Source organism: Sporosarcina sp. BP05, from assembly GCF_014282005.1.
Lineage (GTDB): Bacteria > Bacillota > Bacilli > Bacillales_A > Planococcaceae > Sporosarcina.
The window spans coordinates 208,904-229,254 of record NZ_JACFTD010000005.1 but is presented as its reverse complement, the minus strand read 5'-3'; the positions used below and the strand labels follow the sequence as shown (position 1 = coordinate 229,254).

The window sequence follows — 20,351 nt, the reverse complement described above, 5'->3', positions numbered from 1 at the left end:
ACAAGTGAAATGGACCTTTATTACATATATGTATTCCTTTCATATACCAATGTAGTTGACTCTATTGGGAATGAGCAATTCTTATAGGTTAAGTTGACCAGGTCGCAATAATAAAATGAAGAAAGTAGGTATGGTAGAATGGAAGTATAAAAGGGTTTGGGTTGGTAATTTGAATAGGTATTGTCAAAAATGAGTGTGAAACTCCACTTTTCGAAACGGAGTGAATATTCACTGAACATTGCTTCACTTGATTCTGATAATTATCCTATTCAGTAATCAAAGTTTCGATTGGATAAACAACTACGAACGAATCGTAGTCTTGGAACCACGTTAAAGTACCAAAATTCTCTACATTGATCTGCATGGCTATAAAATAACTGTACAAAGCAGGACGGGGAAATGGAACAAGTTTGACGGTTACCAATCCACTCTATCTTTGTTCGGTAAATAATGTAATAAAGTGAGGGAAACAACAGATGCCATTCACAACTATTTTACTAATATTGCTCGCCTTAGTGATCTATTTACTGTTATGTTTTTATATTGGATACAATGGTTGGGTATGGCTAAAAACGACGCAATTCGCTGCCTACAAGAAAACCTATATCATACTAATGGTCCTACTTAGTTTATCCTTTTTCATCGGACGGTTTTGGTCATGGATACCTATCCAATTCATTGGCGGATTTTGGCTCGTGCTATTTGGTTATAGTTTACTAGTATTACCCTTGATCAATCTCGCCGTCTACCTATTGAAAAAGAAATGGATTTTTCAAATCGGATTAGGGACGATCTTATTCTTCGTTGTTGTGCTTATCTATGGTTCGTACAATGCTTGGAGTCCCGTTGTCACAACGTATGAGGTGGCCATTGAAAAATCAGCTACAGAAGAAGAGTTAAAACTTGTCGTTTTTTCCGATCTTCATCTCGGGGGAATTGTCGGTGAAAAGCACCTTGAACGTTTAGTTGCCGAGGTTGAGGCATTACGCCCCGATCTAATCTTAATTCCTGGTGATATTATCGATGACTACATCGCTCCATACCTGGATAAAGAGATGGGGAAAACATTGGTGAAACTTCATGCACCACTTGGTGTTTACGCTGTACCGGGGAATCATGATTATTATTGCAATGATGTTGATCAATTAGTCGTCGAAATGGAGAAAATCGGCATTAGTGTACTAGCAGACGAAACAGCACTCGTAGCCAATGATTTTTACATAGTTGGTCGAAAAGACCTGGCGGCAAAGAGTAGGAGGACAACAACCGCGTTAGTTGCCGGTTTAGACCAGAACAGACCACTGATTATGATGGACCATCAGCCCGTTGAATTTGACGAGGCAAGTGACAGTGGAATTGATTTGCTGTTATCGGGGCATACGCATAGAGGGCAACTATTCCCCGCTAATCTAATTACTCGATTGATCTTTGAAAATCATTATGGCTATTTAAAAAAAGATCAGCTTCATTCAATCGTAACTTCCGGTTTTGGTACATGGGGACCCCCACTAAGAATCGGTAGCCGTGCTGAAATCGTAGAAATCAATCTTAAATTCCAAAAATGAAACGCAGAATAACAGCAAACCTTGAGACAAAGGGTAGCTAAAATTTGGGGTTCAAATCCAGAAGGAAAAAAGCAAATGTTTTGTCCAAATAGAAATGATAGTTAGAAAAATTGGAACCATTTGTCTATGAAGAAAACCTCGTTAATACTAACCGAATGTCGCACAAGTGCCAGATTATAAAAGCAAAAAACAGCTGAAAGAATAGGAATTCCTTTTCTTTCAGCTGTTTTGCTTATGGTTATTTATTTTCAAAATCACAGACTTACATAGGAATTAATCTGAAACAAAAATTCAAGTGTGAATTACTCACCTGTTTACTTGACTGGAACGAAATTCCCAGAAAATAAAAATGAATAATCTGTCCTAATTCTTGTTTCTGATTAATATATATATACAGAGGCTTGTACTTCAATTAGGGAAAAGGGGGGACAACATGAAGTTTAAAAAATCTTTAGCTTTATTGTTAGCAGGAGGTTTGGTGGCAGGCATGTTAGCGGGCTGCGGTGGTAAGGCCAAAACGGGTGGAGAAAAAGGTTTACCGATTATTAAAATCGCTACTCAGACGCCATTATCAGGAGGTAGTGCTGCAATTGGAGAAGTAATTAAGCTAGGTGCACAGCTTGCATTAGACGACCAAAAGGACAAGTTTAAAGAATTAGGATTTGAGTTACAGCTTGTACCTTATGATGACCAAGCCGATCCCAAAAAAGGAGTGGCCAATGCTCAATTAATAGGTGCAGATAAATCTATATTCGCAGTTGTCGGTCACTTCAACTCTGGCGTTGCTATCCCATCTTCAGAAGTATATGAAAAATACAGTATTGCAATGGTTTCACCAGCCAACTCAGCAACAGAAGTTACGGATAGAGGATTAAAAACAGTAAATCGTATCGTTGCTCGAGATGATTCTCAAGGTCCAGCAGGAGCTAATTATGCGGTTAACACATTAAAAGCAAAGAAAATCTTTATCGTTCAAGATAAAACAGCATACGGTACTGGGCTTGCGAAAGCCTTTGAAAAAGGTGCTGAAGAAGCAGGAGCTGAAATTCTTGGGTTTGAAGGGATCACGCTTGGAGAGAAAGATTTTAATGGAGTTCTAAACCAAATCCTTTCCAAGAAACCAGATCTAGTATACTTCGGGGGAATCTACGCAGAAGGCGGGCTTTTAATAAAACAAGCACGCGAAAAAGGTATTAATATCCCGATAATGGGTGGAGATGGATTAGATTCTTCTACACTTGTTGAAATTGCTGGAGATGCAATTAAAAATACGTACATTACTACTCTAGCAGGAGATCCCGCTGAATCAGAAGCTGGAAAAGAGTTTATGGAAAGGTATAAATCAATAAACAATCGAGATGCAGAAGCATACTCAGTTTACGGCTATGACACAATGGGTGTGGTTTTGAAAGGTATCGAGAACGCAATTACAGCAAATAATAATAAATTGCCGACACGCGAACAAGTAAGAGATGCTGTTCGTAGAATAAAAGATTATCAAGGTGTATTGACAACAGTAAGCTTTGATGACATTGGCGACAATGAGTATGCAAAAGTGTTTATTTTCAACTACAAAGAAGCTAGTTATCCACCGCAATTAGAAGGTGAAGTTGAAAAATAAGTAGGCTGATGGGTATGATTCATTTTGACTGTCTAGCTCCAGGCGCCAGCCGCTCGGGTCATAAGCAATCCAGCTATGTGGCAAAGAGCGCCACGTCTCCGGATCGACTTATGCCTGTCGCGTCTAGCGGGCGCCTTGCGCTTTACTTAGTGAGAGTACCCTTTTCTTCTATACACCTTGGACAAGGAGGTAACTTATGCTGAACGAAGTAATACAAACAATCCCGCAAGTCTTGATTGATGGTCTTGCCTTAGGAACTGTGTATGCTGTAATTGCTTTAGGGTACACAATGGTTTATGGAATACTGGAATTAATTAACTTTGCACACGGTGAGATCTTTATGACAGGTGCTTTTATTGGGACAGCTTTACTAATATTTATGACAGGAACTGGATGGGGGTCGGCGCTTCCTGCCATAGTTATGCTAATTATTGTACTCATAGTAACTGCTTTCCTAACAGGTTTTTTGGGGATGGGTATTGAAAGATTGGCATATAGACCATTACGTAATGCACCTAGATTGATCCCGCTTATTACAGCTATCGGCATTTCATTTTTATTGCAAGATATTGTTAGATTTATCGCAGAATTAACGAAAGGAAACTACATTGTAACGGGACCTAGTCTTTTTACAGAACAAGTTTTGATTAAAACATCATCCATAAGTTCCATTTTTAACGATGCATCAATAAAAACATCATTTATTATTGTGCTGGTTACGGCGGTTGTTATGATGGTTGCTCTAGATATATTTGTGAATAGGACAAGATGGGGAATGGCGATGCGGGCTGTAGCACAAGATAGAGAAACCGCTTCTTTAATGACTGTAAATGTGAATAAAGTTATTTCAATTACCTTTTTTGTAGGATCTGCACTTGGTGGCGCTACGGGGGTATTGTTTGCTGTACAATACGGAACCATTGACCCTTATATTGGGTTTATTCTCGGGTTGAAGGCATTTACCGCGGCAGTATTAGGCGGCATAGGAAATATCCGTGGCGCAATGATTGGCGGTTTACTACTTGGGGTGCTAGAAATGTTTGCCTCCGCAAATTTAACACTTTTAACTGGTGGCGTATTTGGTGCTGAATACAAAGATGTGTTTGCATTTGCGATATTGATCATCGTGTTACTTTTTAAACCGGAGGGCTTATTAGGCAAACCGGTCACTGAGAAAGTGTAGGTGAGAAGATTGAAAACTCTATGGAAAAAATATGAACAAAACAAACTTGCGCATGGAATCTTTCTTCTAATTTACATCGGGGTTACTTCACTAAGTTTATATACGGCACAGAAGTCAGTTACCGCGTTTCTACTTCTATTGACTTCATTATTACTACTATATTTTACAAAGTTTACTAATCTGACAAAGTGGTTGATAGCGGGATTTGTGCTAGTGTTTTTACTTCCGTTCACTGCTAGTAATGGAGATGCTTATCAATCTTATATGGAAGTCTCAACACTTGTGGGCATCTATATTGCTATGGCTTTAGGGTTAAATATTGTAGTTGGAATGGCTGGCCTTCTCGATTTGGGCTTTGTCGCATTTTTCGCAGTTGGAGCATACACATATGGTATTTTTGCTACAGCGCAAGCATCTAATTTTATGCCATTTGGAACTTTCCCTTTATCAGGAGAAAGCTTTTGGCTATTTATAATCATTGGAGGCTTGGTAGCTGCATTGTTTGGAATTCTACTTGGAATACCAGTTCTTCGGGTTAAGGGAGATTATCTAGCTATTGTAACGTTAGGTTTTGGAGAGATTATTAGAATAATATTTAATAATCTAGATCGCCCCATAAATATTACAAACGGTGCAATGGGAATTTCTTCTGTCACGCCACCTAGATTGTTTGGAATCGATTTCCTTTATCCTAGCCAATTTTATTACATTGTACTTGTGCTTTTATTTTTCACGATTTTTACAGTTCGCCGTTTTGAACACTCCAAAATAGGCCGTTCGTGGAAAGCTGTTAGGGAAAATGAAATAGCTGCTCAAGCTATGGGTGTCCCTTTAGTTCGCACAAAACTAATGGCGTTTGCAATTGGTGCTACCTTTTCCGGGATGATGGGGGTCGTCTTTGCTGCTAAACAAGCATTTGTAGATCCTACAAGCTTTACACTACTTGAGTCAATTACGATATTAGTAATGGTAGTTCTCGGGGGTATGGGAAGTGTCCCTGGCGTTATTCTTGGGGCGGCTGTTATGACGATTCTGAATCTCCAGGTATTGACGGAAATGACAAATTGGTTGAACCAACTAAGCTTGTCAGGAATAATCTCGATTCCATACGCATTATCACCAGCTAAAATGCAACGGTTTATATTTGGGGCGCTATTGATCCTGTTTGCTTTATATAGACCAAAAGGACTTTTGCCAGCAAAAAACCGTATATTTATTGAAAAGGACTTACAAGGAGCAAACAGGAAAGCTAAGTTAGTAACCCCGCAGGAACAATCGGAAAATGAGAAGTTGTAGCAGAAGGAGGTACAGTAATTGTCTATTTTGGAAGTTCGAAATTTAACTAAAAAGTTTGGCGGTTTAACAGCAAACCAAGATGTATCAATGACAGTGGAGAAAAATTCAATTACAGCAGTTATTGGACCGAATGGAGCTGGTAAAACAACATTTTTTAATATGATTACCGGTGTGTATCAGCCTACGTCAGGCATAATACTTCTTGAAAATGAAAAGATAAACGGATTACAGCCTCATGACGTATCGAAAAAAGGCATTTCTCGAACATTCCAAAATATCCGCTTGTTTAATGAAATGTCAGTACTTGAAAATGTTCTAGTTGGAATGCATATCAATTTAAAAGCAGGCCTACTGGGGATCTTGTTAAATCTTCCTGCTATTCGTAAGGAAGAGAAGGCTTCAGAGATGAAAGCATACAACTTATTGGAATATGTAGGACTAGCTGATTCTTTAAATGAAAAAGCATGCAATCTAAGCTATGGAGCACAAAGAAGACTGGAAATCGCTAGGGCCCTTGCTGCTAATCCTAAGGTTTTATTATTAGACGAACCTGCGGCAGGCATGAATCCAAAAGAAACAAAAAACCTAACACAGCTCATACAGAGCATGAAACATGAATTCAATCTAACCGTTATCTTAATTGAGCACGATATGAAGCTCGTCATGGAAATCTCTGAACATATCGTTGTATTGGATCACGGCGAAAAAATTGCGGAAGGTAAGCCTGAAAACATCAGAAATAATCCAAAGGTTGTAGAAGCATACCTAGGATCGGGAGCTATTCAAACGGGATAGGGGGACAATATATGCTTCAATTAGTAAATGTTGAATCCTATTATGGTGGAATACACGCCTTAAAGGGTATAGACGTATCAGTGGAAAAGGGAGAAATTGTAACACTTATAGGTAGCAATGGTGCTGGGAAATCAACGACACTAAAGTCCATAAGCGGATTGGTGAAAGTAAAGACTGGAAACATTTTATATAATGGGACTGAAATTTCAAACAAGCCTACCCATGAAACGACTTTACTAGGAATTGCTCATGTTCCCGAAGGTCGAAGGATCTTTTCGAAATTGTCGGTCAAAGAAAATTTACTAATGGGTGCATTCTCAGTAAAGAATAAAAATGTGATTGATGAAAGAATGGAAAAAGTCTTTCACTTTTTTCCTAAATTGAAAGACCGTATCGAGCAAAAGGGTGGGACGATGAGCGGTGGAGAACAACAGATGCTTGCCATCGGGCGAGCACTCATGATGAAACCGGATTTATTAATGCTAGATGAACCTTCAATGGGACTGGCTCCAATCATTGTGGAACAAATTTTTGAAATCATAAAAGAATTAAATCAAGAAGGCATAACCATTTTACTTGTGGAACAAAATGCTTATCAAGCTCTACAAATTGCGCATAGAGGTTATGTTATTCAAACAGGGAAAATTAAACTTCAAGGAAACGGCCATGACTTAATTACGAATGAAGAAGTCCGAGAAGCGTATTTAGCATAGCGGTAAAAATAGGAGTTTTTGGCCAATCTATATATGTTGTAATAAAAAAACATTGAATTAGCTACGGCGCTTCGTGGAGCCCCACCGCGAAAATCCCGGCAGCAAATCACTGCCAGTCTTATCGCGCCGCTACCGGTGTTCAGTTACTGACACGAAATAGCGCCTTCGCTTTATTTATATATGTGTTCATTTGTTCAATTTATTTATTCAACAACGCTTTGATAGTAACTATCCAAGCGTTTTTTTGGAGAGTTGAAACAAATGACATGTAGCATGATTAGTAAATGATCAAGTTTAGGGAAGACAGCTTTTTTGATTGAAGCAATATGATGCTTTGAATTATGAAATTGATGTTTTTTGTCTAATGAAGGAACTATGACCGTAAATAGAGAACAAGTAATTATAAGATGAGAATATTATCAAGAATACATTGGGGGTTATCACATGAAATTATTAGTTATTGGCGGAACATCGTTTGTCGGTCGTCATATCGTAGAGCGGTCACTACAAAACGGACATGAGGTAGTACTATTCAATCGTGGAAAAACAAATCCAGATTTATTTCCGAAATGTCGTCATATTATTGGGGATCGTCGGGCACATATGGATCAGGCGGCTCTAGAACATTGGGACGCTGTCATTGATACGAGCGGCTACACGCCGAATGATGTAAAACCGGTTATTGAAGCATTGAAAGATAAGATCGACCATTATACATTTATTTCAACGATTTCAGTTTATGATGATCACTCAAAAGGCGATGTAAATGAGAATAGCTCGACATTTACACATACTATCACTACAGATGAAGTGACAGGCGAAACGTACGGTCCGTTAAAGGTAATGTGTGAAAAAGAAGTGAATGACGGATTTGGCAGTAAAGCTCTCATTGTTAGACCTTGCATTATCGTAGGTCCGGATGATCCAACAGATAGATTCACATATTGGGCAATGCGTACTGTTGAGGAAGGACCTATTGCCATACCGGGAGGCGACCGGAAAGTACAGTGGATTGATGTGCGTGATTTAGCTAAATGGATTGTAGAAATGATTGAGGAGAAGAAAACAGGGACGTTTAATGCTGCTTCTCAACCAGTTTCATTCGAAACGTTCATCGATGAATTAACTTCTGAACAAGGAACTGAGAAAATCGCCATTCCCGACAATATCGTGGCAAAAGTTGAGATGGATCCAAAGTATCGTTTTCCCTTCTGGATTCCGATTTCTGAACAATATCCACAAGGGTTTTTCATTGTAGATGCATCTAATGCTGCAAAGGCTGGGCTTTCGATTCGTCCTCTACGTGTAACTGCAGATGACACGAGGGAATGGGCGAAGCATCTTGATGTTGAAAAATGCAAAGCTGGTCCAACGAACGAAATCGAGAAATTATTGATTAACAAGGTGATGGCGTAATTAAAAAGCATCAGGTTCCGATTGAATTCCGAATCGATTAGAATCTTATGCCTTTTTTACTCTACTCCCATATTAATTATTTTCCGTAACTACTTAGGTATCTATGTTTATTTGGGAAATTATACCAACAGCGATTGACGCTTGGGGATGCCTCCCATGATAAGGCTGATAGAAATCCACTATCAGTCTTATCACTTCGGCTATCCCAGTTAGGCGCCTTCGCTGGAGAGTAGATAGAATCACTTGTTAAACCTACATAGATCCTATTGCAATGAGAATTCTCCACGGACAACAGAGACGAGCGAGGAAAGAATATCACGATCTTGTTTACGAAGCGTGGAAATAAATCCGCGGATTTGGGCAAATTGTTTAGCCCCTTCATTTGTACGGAAGTGGCCTGATACTATCTGTTTCACTTTCATCATTCGGATGTCCAGTTCTGCCTAACTGCTGTCGAAAGGGACGCTTGTTCCAAATAAACCGCAATAGAACGGTTTTATGGAGCTGTAAGCGTGCAGCTAGATTAGGGGCTTTGCTCTTTTTAATTTTTCCTCGTTTTCAGGGCATCGGGTATAGGGACTGTCGCCCACTCTTTTTCACCGCTCTCAAGAATACGGTCGTAGCGCTTTTCACATTCAAGGGCCTCAGCTTTTACTTGTGGCGACAGGCTTCCTGTAAAAGTCCTTTCATATAGCTTCCTTATGTATTAACTTGCCTTTTTTACTTCAAGGTAAAATTCCGCAGCGGACATAAAAACTTCTGCGTCATTTTTAAATCAAATATTATTAAGGTATTTATAAATGTTACACCCTCAAAAGCTGTACTACTCCACGCCTATTTATTGACTTATACAAATTCAATACGTATAATACCTAGTAAACAGGTAAGGATAGTGTGTGAAAAAAGTATCCTTGGAAGGATGTTTACTATGACAAGTAAAGCGATTTCAATTTATGCAAATCAATTATACCTTTCGGGATCTCTTCATCTCCCAGAAGGAGCGCATCGTAGAAAGGTCCCGCTTATTGTTTTATTGCATGGATTTGTTGGTAGTAAAGTGGGTGAACATCGGTTATTTGTGAAAGCAGCACGGTATTTCACGAAGAAGGGATATGCAGTTTTTCGTTTTGATTTTAGTGGTTGCGGGGAAAGTGACGGGGATTATGCAGATGTTACGGTAACAAAGCAGCTGAGTGAGGTTCAGGCGGTGCTAAATTATGTATCGGTGTTACCTGAAGTAGATGCAAATAATATTATTTTAATTGGACATAGTCTTGGTGGTGCTGTCGCTTCATTAACAGCTGCAAAAGATCGTCGAATACGTAAACTTATTTTATGGTCGCCAGTGGGTAAGCCATATGAAGATATTGCTGAAATTCTAGGCACTAGTGCTATGATAACTGCAGAAACAAATGGGGTAGTTGATTATCATGGGTTTTATGTCAGTCAAATGTTTTTAACAGATTTGAAAAATCATCATCCCCTTGGAGCGATTCGTTCGTATCAAGAGGCGGCGTTGATCATTCATGCAGAACAGGATGAAGATATACCAAAAGAATATGCCGCCCGTTATTTCGCATCATTGCAACAAAGGCCAATTCTTGAACGAGTTAATACGCATTATATTGAAGGGGCAGACCATACGTTTTCAAGCTATGCATTTGAGCATGAATTATTTACGAAATCTGCTGAATGGCTTGGAAAGTGTTATGTGTTTCCCAGGAAAATAGCATTGTAGGGCAAAGATGATTCAAAGAGGTTTATGGGCTTAATAAAAGAGCCTATAAACTTTATTTACTTTCTTTTCAAAAATAGTGTCCCTTATGCATATTCTGCCCTATTAAAGCTTACGTACGAGAACCACCTACCTGAAAAAGGTAAGGGGATATAGATGGAATCCAGCGTGGAAAACAAGGAAAGACCCAGGAATTAGTAGTTCATTCCTGGGCATCACTAAGTTCCAATAGGTAATTTTTTAGGCAGTTTTCTTACGTTCTGTACGATCTACTACGGCGGCACCGACAATGTCTCCTACGACATTGGTCGCAGTTCCACCCATACCGATAATGGCGTCCACCCCAGCAATTAATGCAACAATTTCAAGAGGTAATCCAAACATCGTCAGGACGGCTGATAAAGTGATTAAACCCGCCCCGGGAACACCTGCTGTACCAATTGACAGGAGTGTACCTATTACGATGATCATGAAAAGATCTGAAACGGAAAGATTCAGGTTTGTAATGTTTGCAGCAAAGACAATAGACACACCCATCCGGAGCGCTCCACCGTCAGAGTTGAACACGGCGCCTAAAGGAAGTGCGAAATTTGCTGTCTTGTCTGAAATACCTGCTTTCTTTGCCGCATTGATTGCGATCGGAAGAGAGGCAATACTACTGGATGTAAAAAAGGCGGTCGTGTATGCATCCTTTGTCTGTTTGAAAAAATTGACGATGGGTGTACCGGATAACTTCAAAAAGGCCGTATAGACGAATACCCACAGAATTAGTAGTCCTAAATAGAAAATCGCTGTAAATGTTAGCAGTGCTTTAAAGGTCTCTAAGCCTTGACTGCCGAATGCAGTAGCACTGATGGCGAAAATACCGATGGGTGCATATAACAAGACGCCACTCAAAATTTTGTAAAACATGATGTTAAGTGCAGTAAACATCTTGTCTAGCATCTCTCCATATTCCGTCATTGGTTTATCCGGAGAGAATTTCATCATTGAAATTGCCATCCCGATAATGACTGCTACAAATAAGATGGCCATCAAATCGCCAGTAGTGAAGGCGGCAAAAATATTCTTGGGCACGATTTGTAGTAAAACATCGGAAAAGTGGGGCATTACCGGTTTGTCGACAGTGACATTAGGCAAAGTCATGTTTTTACCAGGAGCAAACCATAACGCCAGTGATAGTCCAATCAAAACAGCAGCAGCTGTAGTTGCTGTATAATAAATGATCAGTTTTCCGCCAATCCGACCCAGCTGTGTAACGTTCATTTGGTTCACAGCTAAGACAACTGTCAGGAAAATGACTGGAAGGGCTACCAAGCTTAATAGATTTAAGAGCAAGGTACCAAATGGACTAAGAAATCCAACGTTTGTTCCGAAAACGATGCCTACAATCGCACCGAGAATAAAACCGGTAGTTATTTTCACGACAAACGGAATTTTTATATATATTTCCCATAATGATTTCATTGTTTCATCACCTTATCTTAAAAGTTTTTTAGCGTACTCTATATGTTAACATACAAAAAGGTACCCGGTACTAACACGATTTGGAATCGTATCAGAACAAGGCACCAAAAGTTAAAAGAGAAATACCTTTTCTCCTCGGAATGCAACCCAGTGTCGACAATCCCACTTCAGTTGGAGGGCTGAGGAAGTGATTATGACGATCCCTTGAATGCTGTACTTGTGAACTTTTTTCCTTACCTCTAAAACCCAAAATAATTACGAAGTAAATAAGCCACCCATTTACAATGAGGGTGAGTTCGAATGTTTTCGAGTAACCCTTTTACAAGAACAGGACTTAAAGTCGGTTCAAGTAGCTGTTGCTTCAGCAGGATTAACGATTCCTTTTCAATAGACTCCGCAATTTCTTCTATACACTGTTCAATGATGTCTAGGATTTGCTCCTTCGTTACTTCCTTCTGCGTTGGTTGTTTAAACAGTTGAACCAACTCAGTTGAAATAAAAGGGATGGTAATATGTTTGGCAAGTAAATTCGTTTTCTCCACTAGCGACTCGGCGAGTAAATTTAAATCTAATGGCAGGTTGTGGAATAAAAATAACTCTGAATAGGTTTTCATGAAACCCTTAATGCAGTAAATTAAATCGTACTTTATCTGTTCAATCTTTTCACCGTATAATCGTTCTACCATCGATAAGATTACTTTTTCCATCAATTGATCATAGGCGAGAATTTTTAAGATGAATTCCTCGTTAAAGGATTGCATTTGTTCTTTAATAAGGATTTTGCCGAAGTCAGAGTGCTTATGAAAAGAATCGAAAATGGTGTAATAAAATTTGTATAACAAATCTCCATCATTTTTTGTGTTTTTGACCTCATAGTCAATGTTGGTGATAAATTGGGTCATGAAATGATCAATCAATGCTAAAATCAATTCGTCCTTTGACTTGAATGATAGGTAGAAGGCGCCTTTAGAAATACCACAATGTGCTGTTATCTGTTGTACAGAGGTAGCTTCGAAGCCCTGTTCCGCAAAAAGTTCTAAGGCCTTATCCATGATTAGTTGTTTTTTTATCATTATGATTTATCGCTCCTAAGGTTTTTCGTTGACAACTGACTAGTTAGTCATTAGTATAAATATTTGAGTTGGTAAAGTCAATTAGGGGATGGTGTAAGAATGAAAGGTTTAGTCAATTTTGTCTTGAAGAATAAATTAGCAGTATGGTTGCTAACTATTATCATTGTTGTATCTGGTATATATTCAAGTACACAAATGAAAACGGAGACGCTGCCAGATATTTCAATTCCTTACTTAATGGTAATGGGCGTCTATCCGGGAGCTACTCCAGAGCAAGTGATGAAAGATGTTTCCATTCCATTAGAGAAAGCGGTAGACAATCTTGAACATGTGAAAGCCGTTTTTTCAAATTCCTATTCTAATATGTCAAGTATTCAAGTGGAATACGAATATGGCATAGACATGGATGAGGCGAAGCGTGCATTAACATCCGCACTAGATACAGTGGCTTTACCAGAAGGAGCACAAGCCCCAACGATTACAGCAATTAGCATGAACATGATGCCGGTTGTCGCACTAAGTGTTAGTAGTCAGACAGAGGATATTGTTGAATTAACGTCAACGGTAGAGGAAATACTACTTCCTAAAATCGAGAAAATCAATGGCATTGCATCTGCAGCGATTACAGGTCAGCATATTGAAGAAGTACAACTGACGTATAACGATAAAAAAATGGCTGAACTGGGCATTACGCCAGATACAGTTAAGCAAATGATCCAAGCAAGTGATCTAGCTGTGTCACTGGGTCTTTACGAGTTTGAAGAAGGCGAGCAAGCTGTTTCAGTAGATGGAAAGTTCATGACAGCTGATGAATTAAAGGGAATGCTTATTCCTGTAACACCATCTGCAACAAACTCAACACCATTTGTGAAGCTTAGCGATATTGCTACAATTGAGTTCGTAGGTAGAGTGCAGTCGGTTTCACGTACAAACGGTGAAAATGCCATTGCCATTCAAATTATTAAAGGTCAACAAGCAAACACGGTTGATGTTGTTAACGCTGTGAAGAAGTTAATTAAAGAAGAACAGAAAACAATTGACGGTCTAGTCATTGATGTATCACTTGACCAAGGTGCGCCAATTGAAGCATCAGTTTCAACGATGATTGAAAAAGCGTTATTTGGTGGTATGATCGCTATATTAATCATTCTTCTCTTCCTGCGTGATTTTAAATCAACAATTATTTCAATCATTTCTATTCCAGTTTCGATTTTCATGGCTTTACTGTTACTGAACTGGATGGGGATTACGTTAAATATCATGACGCTTGGTGCGATTACGGTTGCCATCGGACGTGTAATCGATGACTCGATTGTCGTCGTTGAAAATATTTATCGTCGTCTACATTTAAAAACAGAAAAATTATCAGGTCGGGCGCTTGTACGTGAAGCGACAATTGAAATGTTCAAACCAATCATGTCTTCAACATTAGTGACAGTTGCAGTATTTGCGCCACTTATTTTCGTGGGTGGTATGGTCGGTGAGCTATTCATGCCATTTGCATTAACAATGACGTTTGCGCTTGTTGCTTCGTTACTAGTAGCGATTACAATTGTGCCTGCATTATCTCACTTCTTATTTAAGAAGAAGTTATACAGTGAGAAGACAGAAAGCCGCCATAAAGAGGTTGGTAAATTAGCTTTATGGTACAAAGGTGTTCTGGGCTGGACATTAAACCATAAAGTCATTACTTCACTTATCGCTGTTTTACTATTAGCGGGTAGTGTGGCATTAACGCCATTAATTGGTTTTAGCTTTATGGGTAGTGAAGAAGAAAAAGTAATGTACTTAACGTACACGCCGGAAACAGGCGAGCTATTGGAAGATACGTTAGAAAATATTGAAGTTGTAGAACAAGAGCTATTAAAACATGATGATATTGATATTGTTCAATTATCTGTTACTGAGACCGGGGATGCAATGTCTGCGATGATGGGCGGAGGATCAGGTGGCGCTTTGATGTACCTAATCTTTGACCCGAATATGAAGAACTTTGCGGAAGCTCGCACAGAAATTGAAGACTATGTGTTCAACATTGGTCAAACAGGCGAATGGAAGAGCCAAAACTTCACTTCAATGTCAATGTCTACGGATGGAGTTAGCTACACATTCTACAGTGAAAATCTAGATAAACTAAATGAAGCTGTAAAAATGGTAGAAGGCGTTATGAATGAAAACAATCGCTTAGAAGATGTTTCTTCAAGTGCAAAAGATGCTTACGTTGAATACAAATTCAAGGTAGAGCAAGATGAATTACTGCAGTATGGGTTAACAACGGGGCAAATCGTCATGATGCTAAACCCGATGCGAACAAACGATGTATTAACAACGGTTGAAAAAGATAAAAATACATTAGAAGTGATTGTGCAGCAAGAAGAAGCTGTACAACCAAAATCAATCGAGGATCTTTTAGCAACAGAAGTACCGACAGCACTCGGTACGACAATGAAACTTTCTGAGCTTGTAACAGTTGAGAAGGGGACAACGCTAAATGCACTTGCTCGAAGCCAAGGTGAATATTTCGCAACGGTATCAGGCACAATCATTGATACGGATATTTCAAAAGCAACATCAGAAGTAGATAAAGCAATTGATAAATTAGATTTACCTAAAGGTGTTACGGTGGGCACTGCGGGTGTAGCTGCAGATATGACGGAAACATTTACACAACTAATTGTGGCAATGCTTGCGGCAATCGCAATCGTCTACTTCATCCTGGTTGTAACGTTCCGTGAGGGTGTCGCACCATTTGCGATTCTTGTCTCGTTACCATTTGCAGTCATTGGTTCATTTGTTGGTTTATTAATCGCGGGTGAAACAATCTCTGTGTCTGTTATGATGGGTCTATTAATGTTAATCGGTATCGTTGTCACGAACGCGATTGTACTTGTTGACCGTATTATTCGAATGGAACGCGCAGGTTTGAACATGCGTGAAGCGGTTCTTGAAGCAGGTATAACGCGTTTACGTCCAATCCTCATGACTGCGATTGCTACAATCGGAGCGCTAATTCCATTAGCAATTGGATCAGGCGGCGGTGGCGGTTTGATCTCCAAAGGTCTTGGTATTACCGTAATCGGTGGATTAATCAGTTCAACGTTGTTGACATTGATTGTCGTACCAATCGCTTATGAACTATTATCCAAGCTTTTCAAGAAAAATCGTAAAGAAATAGAAGAAGACTAATTATCTATCTAACAAAAACGACCTCATCGATTTATAGATGAGGTCGTTTTTGTTAATGGATGCAACTCATATTATGCAAAAACAAAATAAGTACAATGAAAGTAAGCTAAGTTTATGAAGTGATCACTGAAAAGTCTATGCCTAATCAAAATGGCACCGGAGTTTCCGTTTACAATCATATATGACTCACTTCATGATATAGGTAGCGATGATCCCAAAGATAATGCCGGTTATAATAGTCGCACCAAATACTAGTACTCGCTTCAATTCTCCATCCCTTCAATTAGTTAGTACTTCAAGTTTATTGATGAGGTATGAAACATATTCAGTGAAAAAATAGACAAGCAACAATTTTTTGAGATGAGGCGGTAATTTGCGCATGCGGTTTTACAGTTATCCTTGATACTTCCTTTTATAATGGGCTAGCGCAAGCAAAGGAAAGATATATTGATAGCTATGGTAATGAATGTAGAAACCGCCACCCATTGCCTGCCCAACCGGATAATACTTGGAAGCGATATCACTTTTATAAGGTTTTCCCCAGCCGCCGTCAGGATTTTGAATTTCAAGTAACCATTTCACGTCTTTTTGGATAATTACTTATTCAAAATCGAATAGAACTCGTCTACAAATTGAAATTCTATCATATAATCAAAAAACGTTATGTGTCTGAAGATTCTAAAAAGATGGAGGCGAGTTTAGTGGAGGCTTTTGTAAATGGTCTAAATGGTATTTTATGGAGTGCGCCAGTCATCTATATTTTACTTGCAGTTGGTTTGTTTTTTTCTATATTGACACGCTTTTTGCAGGTGAGACACATTAAAGAGATGGTCAGATTGATGTTTAAGGGGAAAAGCTCAAAAGCAGGTATTTCTTCTTTCCAGGCGTTATCTATTGCACTTTCCGGACGGGTTGGGACTGGAAATATCGCGGGTGTGGCAACGGCAATTTATTACGGAGGACCAGGTGCTGTATTTTGGATGTGGGCAATTGCTTTTATTGGTGCCTCAAGTGCATTTGTTGAATCAACACTAGCACAAATTTATAAAGTTAAACAAGATGGACAATATCGAGGTGGTCCAGCTTATTTTATTGAGAAAGGGATTGGTTGGAAGTGGTTTGGAACTCTATTTGCAATTGCAGCTCTGATTGCAATGGCGGTCCTCATGCCGGGTGTCCAATCCAATTCGATTGCGGTTGGGATGAATAACGCATTTAGTATTCCTCAATGGGGAACAGGGCTGTTAATTGTAGCTATATTAGGTTTCATCATTTTAGGTGGAGTCAAGCGAATTGCGAACGTTGCACAAATTATCGTTCCGTTCATGGCGATAGGATACATGTTGGTTGCACTCGTAATCATCGCAATGAATATCACCCTCTTACCTGAAGTCTTTACGTTGATTTTTAAAAGTGCATTTGCAATGGATTCGGCTTTTGGCGGTATTATTGGTATGGCGATTATGTGGGGCGTGAAGAGGGGAATATTTTCGAACGAAGCAGGGCAGGGAACTGGAGCTCATGCGGCCGCGGCGGCAGAAGTATCCCATCCTGTCAAACAAGGTTTGGTTCAGTCATTTTCCGTCTACATTGACACATTGTTCGTCTGTTCAGCGACAGCATTTATGATCCTGTTTACGGGGATGTATAACACACAAGCAGAGGATGGAACTTATATCGTCAATAACATCCCTGGTGTAGAACAGGGTCCAGGATTTACACAGGCAGCAGTTGACAGTGCCCTTCCTGGTTTTGGAGCAGGCTTTGTAGCCATAGCACTCTTTTTCTTCGCATTTACAACAATCATGGCTTACTATTATATTGCAGAAACGAACATAGCATATTTAATCCGAAAAAAGAATACGAAAACGGCAATGTTTATTTTGAAAATCGTTATTTTAATAATGACGTTTTATGGAACAATCAGAACCGCGGACTTGGCCTGGGCACTTGGAGATGCAGGGTTGGGTATTATGGTATGGCTGAACGTCATTGCAATCTTACTATTGACCAAACCGGCGCTGCTTGCCTTAAAAGATTATGAAAGTCAGAAGAAATTGGGGCTAGATCCTGTTTTTGATCCCAAGAAGCTCGGCATTAAAAATGCTGATTTTTGGGAAAATGACTTTAAGCAAGATTCAGATGATCGTTTATGATACTAGGCTTAACATCAAAGTCTGTTCTTAGTATATAAAAGTACACAAAAGTGAAGAGTAACTGATTCTAGAAATGTAGTGAAATCAGCCATGTATGTAAATGGCTGATTATTTTTTTATGCATATATACTTTATGGGCGGATTGTTCCTCTTCAAATCTTGCGGGCAGTCTTACTATTTGTGAATTAATTCGGATGAATCGGTTGTGCTAAAATAGGTCAATAGCTAATTTTGTACAATTGCATGTAATCAGGAGGAAACTGATTATTTGCGATATAAATGGAGGGAAAAGCGTGAGGTTGAATCAATTTATTAGTTCATCGGGACTTTGTTCTAGACGGAAGGTCGATGTGTTGATTAAAGAGGGAAAAGTGACTGTGAATGGAAATACTATTTCACTAGGGCATGTGATTGGTGAAGGAGATAGGGTGGAAGTGGATGGGCTTCTTATAGAAGCGAAAGAAAATGAAATATATCTTATGCTCAATAAACCGCCAGGTATAACGTGTACGGCAGCAAGCCATATTGAAGGGAATATTATCGATTTCGTCAATTACCCGGAGCGGATTTTCCCTGTAGGACGGCTTGATAAGCAATCTGAAGGATTAATTCTTTTGACGAATGATGGTAGTATTGTCAATGAGCTTTTACTGGAAGAAAATAATCATGAAAAAGACTATGTTGTAACGGTGGATAAAAAAATCACTGCGGTTTTTATAGAGGAAATGGCTAGTGGCGTGGAAATTTATAACCCTAGAAAAAAGGGGAATGTATTAACAAAGCCGTGTAAAGTTATTCAAATAGATGACAATTGTTTTAAAATTACCTTGTCACAAGGGTTGAACAGGCAAATTAGAAGAATGTGCAGACGGTATCAATTTACGGTAACTTGTTTACAACGGGTTAGGATCAAAGAACTCCCGCTTGGTGCGTTAGCTCTTGGTCAATGGCGACAATTAACAGAAGAAGAAATAGCTGGGTTGAAATTCTATAAATGACTCTGGAGCAGAAAACTTAAATAGTTACGGGAGTGTAACTAATCCTTTTGGACATACTACAATTTGAACTAAAAATTGATGTGATGTCTAAACGGAGGTGAAAGAAATAATGCCGAAAAACAGAGATGCCAATAGTGATAGTAATAACGACAAAGGGAAGAAAGCGACAAGTGTAACGCCTCAAGGTTATGGAGATACGGAATTTGCTGAAGAGCCAAAAAGTAAACTGGAAGAAGCAGCAAAAAAGAAAAACACAAAATAGACTTTAGGTGCTTAACTCATTGGAATAAATAAATAGAAATGCCCTGCCTTGATACAAGAGCCAGGGCATTTTGCATTTTTACTTAAAGGGATTTTTCACCGATTCTGGTCCATCCAGATTCTCCAATGAAATTGAATTCACTCCAGTTCTGAATTTCATATGTAGGAATTGCAGTTGTTGAGTTTATCTCTTGTTGCGGATTGAACCAACAAGTATCGATTCCGAAGTTATTGCCACCTTGAATATCAGATGAAAGTGAATCCCCAATCATTAGAACACGGGACTTGTTTGTTAGTTGCAATTTATTGAAGGTATACTCGAAAATCTCTGCTTGCGGTTTTTGGTAACCTGCTTCTTCAGATGTAATGATAGCTTCAAACGAATTTTTCAACACTGATCCACCAATTCGGGCCAACTGTACATCTTTAAATCCGTTAGTCAATATCGCCAATTTGGAACCCGTAAGGCTACTAAGCATTTCCGTCACACCGCCAATGAGATGGACTTCTTTGCCTAAGTTTTTAAGATAAGTCTGCCCAAATACTTCCGCGTCCATTTCGAGACCGTGTTGCATGAACAATCGCTTAAATCTTTCCGTTTTCAACTCCGTCAATGTAATGCGCCCTTGTTCCAAATCATCCCACAGCACCTTGCTGATTGTCTTGTAACTAGCCCTGTAGTCCTTCAACCCATTCAAAAAGCCATTTGACTCGAATGTATAAGCGAACGCACGTTTTTCCGTTTCACCAAAATCAAACAATGTATCATCTAAATCAAACAAAAACACATCATATTTCACAAACATTTCATCCTTTACAAGCAGTAATTATTTATTGTGATGCCAGTATAACATGATTTACACTTTTAATTCCCACATAGAACTGT

General features: G+C 39.1%; 16 protein-coding genes and 1 pseudogene. 12 read left to right on the top strand and 5 right to left on the bottom strand.

From position 1 onward, the window contains the following. Window positions 1–476: 476 nt before the first annotated feature. The 7 genes from H2672_RS08365 (at window position 477) to H2672_RS08335 (ending at window position 8,589) form a co-directional block, all read left to right on the top strand. Entirely contained in the window at window positions 477–1,565 is a 1,089-nt protein-coding gene (locus H2672_RS08365; protein WP_186670855.1) for a metallophosphoesterase, read from the top strand. A 433-nt stretch (window positions 1,566–1,998) separates the two neighbouring features. Further along, window positions 1,999–3,186: a branched-chain amino acid ABC transporter substrate-binding protein gene (locus H2672_RS08360; protein WP_186670854.1), complete on the top strand. Its 1,188-nt coding sequence runs from the start codon at window positions 1,999–2,001 to the stop codon at window positions 3,184–3,186. 196 nt (window positions 3,187–3,382) lie between these two features. After that, on the top strand, window positions 3,383–4,369 hold the full coding sequence (locus tag H2672_RS08355; RefSeq protein ID WP_186670853.1) for a branched-chain amino acid ABC transporter permease: 987 nt from the start codon (window positions 3,383–3,385) through the stop codon (window positions 4,367–4,369). A 9-nt stretch (window positions 4,370–4,378) separates the two neighbouring features. Continuing rightward, complete coding sequence (locus H2672_RS08350; protein WP_186670852.1) at window positions 4,379–5,665, top strand: branched-chain amino acid ABC transporter permease; 1,287 nt, start codon at window positions 4,379–4,381, stop codon at window positions 5,663–5,665. A gap of 18 nt (window positions 5,666–5,683) precedes the next feature. After that, complete coding sequence (locus tag H2672_RS08345; RefSeq protein WP_186670851.1) at window positions 5,684–6,460, top strand: ABC transporter ATP-binding protein; 777 nt, start codon at window positions 5,684–5,686, stop codon at window positions 6,458–6,460. Window positions 6,461–6,471: 11 nt separating this feature from the next. Continuing rightward, complete coding sequence (locus H2672_RS08340) at window positions 6,472–7,173, top strand: ABC transporter ATP-binding protein (protein ID WP_186670850.1); 702 nt, start codon at window positions 6,472–6,474, stop codon at window positions 7,171–7,173. Between the two features lie 444 nt (window positions 7,174–7,617). Further along, window positions 7,618–8,589 carry an NAD-dependent epimerase/dehydratase family protein gene (locus tag H2672_RS08335; protein WP_186670849.1) on the top strand — a complete coding sequence of 324 codons (972 nt, stop codon included), beginning with the start codon at window positions 7,618–7,620 and terminating at the stop codon, window positions 8,587–8,589. Window positions 8,590–8,852: 263 nt separating this feature from the next. Here the strand turns inward: H2672_RS08335 and H2672_RS08330 are convergent, their stop codons facing one another. Continuing rightward, window positions 8,853–9,014 carry a hypothetical protein gene (locus H2672_RS08330; protein ID WP_186670848.1) on the bottom strand — a complete coding sequence of 54 codons (162 nt, stop codon included), beginning with the start codon at window positions 9,012–9,014 and terminating at the stop codon, window positions 8,853–8,855. Window positions 9,015–9,517: 503 nt separating this feature from the next. On the opposite strand from H2672_RS08330, the gene H2672_RS08325 reads away from it, so the two are divergent. Next, window positions 9,518–10,327 (top strand): alpha/beta hydrolase family protein, encoded by an 810-nt coding sequence (locus tag H2672_RS08325; RefSeq protein ID WP_186670847.1) that lies wholly within the window; start codon window positions 9,518–9,520, stop codon window positions 10,325–10,327. A gap of 237 nt (window positions 10,328–10,564) precedes the next feature. Here H2672_RS08325 and H2672_RS08320 read toward each other — a convergent pair whose 3' ends face one another. Together H2672_RS08320 and H2672_RS08315 are read right to left on the bottom strand one after the other, a co-directional pair. Continuing rightward, window positions 10,565–11,791, bottom strand: a complete 1,227-nt coding sequence (locus tag H2672_RS08320; protein ID WP_186670846.1) for a dicarboxylate/amino acid:cation symporter — start codon at window positions 11,789–11,791, stop codon at window positions 10,565–10,567. Window positions 11,792–12,030: 239 nt separating this feature from the next. Continuing rightward, window positions 12,031–12,864, bottom strand: coding sequence for a TetR/AcrR family transcriptional regulator (locus tag H2672_RS08315; protein WP_186670845.1), 834 nt, complete (start codon window positions 12,862–12,864; stop codon window positions 12,031–12,033). Window positions 12,865–12,963: 99 nt separating this feature from the next. Here H2672_RS08315 and H2672_RS08310 point away from each other — a divergent pair, with 99 nt between their 5' ends. Continuing rightward, window positions 12,964–16,050: an efflux RND transporter permease subunit gene (locus tag H2672_RS08310; RefSeq protein WP_186670844.1), complete on the top strand. Its 3,087-nt coding sequence runs from the start codon at window positions 12,964–12,966 to the stop codon at window positions 16,048–16,050. 393 nt (window positions 16,051–16,443) lie between these two features. Here the strand turns inward: H2672_RS08310 and H2672_RS19620 are convergent. After that, window positions 16,444–16,644: pseudogene (locus H2672_RS19620) on the bottom strand (squalene--hopene cyclase); the annotation flags it as partial. Window positions 16,645–16,751: 107 nt separating this feature from the next. Here H2672_RS19620 and H2672_RS08305 point away from each other — a divergent pair. From H2672_RS08305 to sspL, 3 genes are all read left to right on the top strand, one after another. Further along, window positions 16,752–18,206, top strand: a complete 1,455-nt coding sequence (locus tag H2672_RS08305) for an alanine/glycine:cation symporter family protein (protein WP_186670843.1) — start codon at window positions 16,752–16,754, stop codon at window positions 18,204–18,206. A 293-nt stretch (window positions 18,207–18,499) separates the two neighbouring features. Beyond that, window positions 18,500–19,204 (top strand): pseudouridine synthase, encoded by a 705-nt coding sequence (locus tag H2672_RS08300; protein WP_186670842.1) that lies wholly within the window; start codon window positions 18,500–18,502, stop codon window positions 19,202–19,204. A gap of 109 nt (window positions 19,205–19,313) precedes the next feature. Beyond that, window positions 19,314–19,466, top strand: a complete 153-nt coding sequence (gene sspL, locus H2672_RS08295; protein WP_186670841.1) for a small, acid-soluble spore protein L — start codon at window positions 19,314–19,316, stop codon at window positions 19,464–19,466. A gap of 82 nt (window positions 19,467–19,548) precedes the next feature. Here sspL and H2672_RS08290 read toward each other — a convergent pair whose 3' ends face one another. Next, the gene (locus H2672_RS08290; protein ID WP_186670840.1) at window positions 19,549–20,265 is read right to left on the bottom strand and encodes a YjjG family noncanonical pyrimidine nucleotidase; all 717 of its coding nucleotides are present in this window, start codon (window positions 20,263–20,265) and stop codon (window positions 19,549–19,551) included. Window positions 20,266–20,351 lie beyond the last annotated feature (86 nt).

Excerpts from the sequence above, each read along its gene's own strand:
- H2672_RS08310 (WP_186670844.1), top strand. The coding sequence starts at position 12,964 with ATGAAAGGTTTAGTCAATTTTGTCTTGAAGAATAAATTAGCAGTATGG.
- H2672_RS08330 (WP_186670848.1), bottom strand. The coding sequence starts at position 9,014 with ATGATGAAAGTGAAACAGATAGTATCAGGCCACTTCCGTACAAATGAA.
- sspL (WP_186670841.1), top strand. The coding sequence starts at position 19,314 with ATGCCGAAAAACAGAGATGCCAATAGTGATAGTAATAACGACAAAGGG.
- H2672_RS08360 (WP_186670854.1), top strand. The coding sequence starts at position 1,999 with ATGAAGTTTAAAAAATCTTTAGCTTTATTGTTAGCAGGAGGTTTGGTG.
- H2672_RS08325 (WP_186670847.1), top strand. The coding sequence starts at position 9,518 with ATGACAAGTAAAGCGATTTCAATTTATGCAAATCAATTATACCTTTCG.
- H2672_RS08315 (WP_186670845.1), bottom strand. The coding sequence starts at position 12,864 with ATGATAAAAAAACAACTAATCATGGATAAGGCCTTAGAACTTTTTGCG.
- H2672_RS08320 (WP_186670846.1), bottom strand. The coding sequence starts at position 11,791 with ATGAAATCATTATGGGAAATATATATAAAAATTCCGTTTGTCGTGAAA.
- H2672_RS08340 (WP_186670850.1), top strand. The coding sequence starts at position 6,472 with ATGCTTCAATTAGTAAATGTTGAATCCTATTATGGTGGAATACACGCC.
- H2672_RS08335 (WP_186670849.1), top strand. The coding sequence starts at position 7,618 with ATGAAATTATTAGTTATTGGCGGAACATCGTTTGTCGGTCGTCATATC.
- H2672_RS08355 (WP_186670853.1), top strand. The coding sequence starts at position 3,383 with ATGCTGAACGAAGTAATACAAACAATCCCGCAAGTCTTGATTGATGGT.
- H2672_RS08365 (WP_186670855.1), top strand. The coding sequence starts at position 477 with ATGCCATTCACAACTATTTTACTAATATTGCTCGCCTTAGTGATCTAT.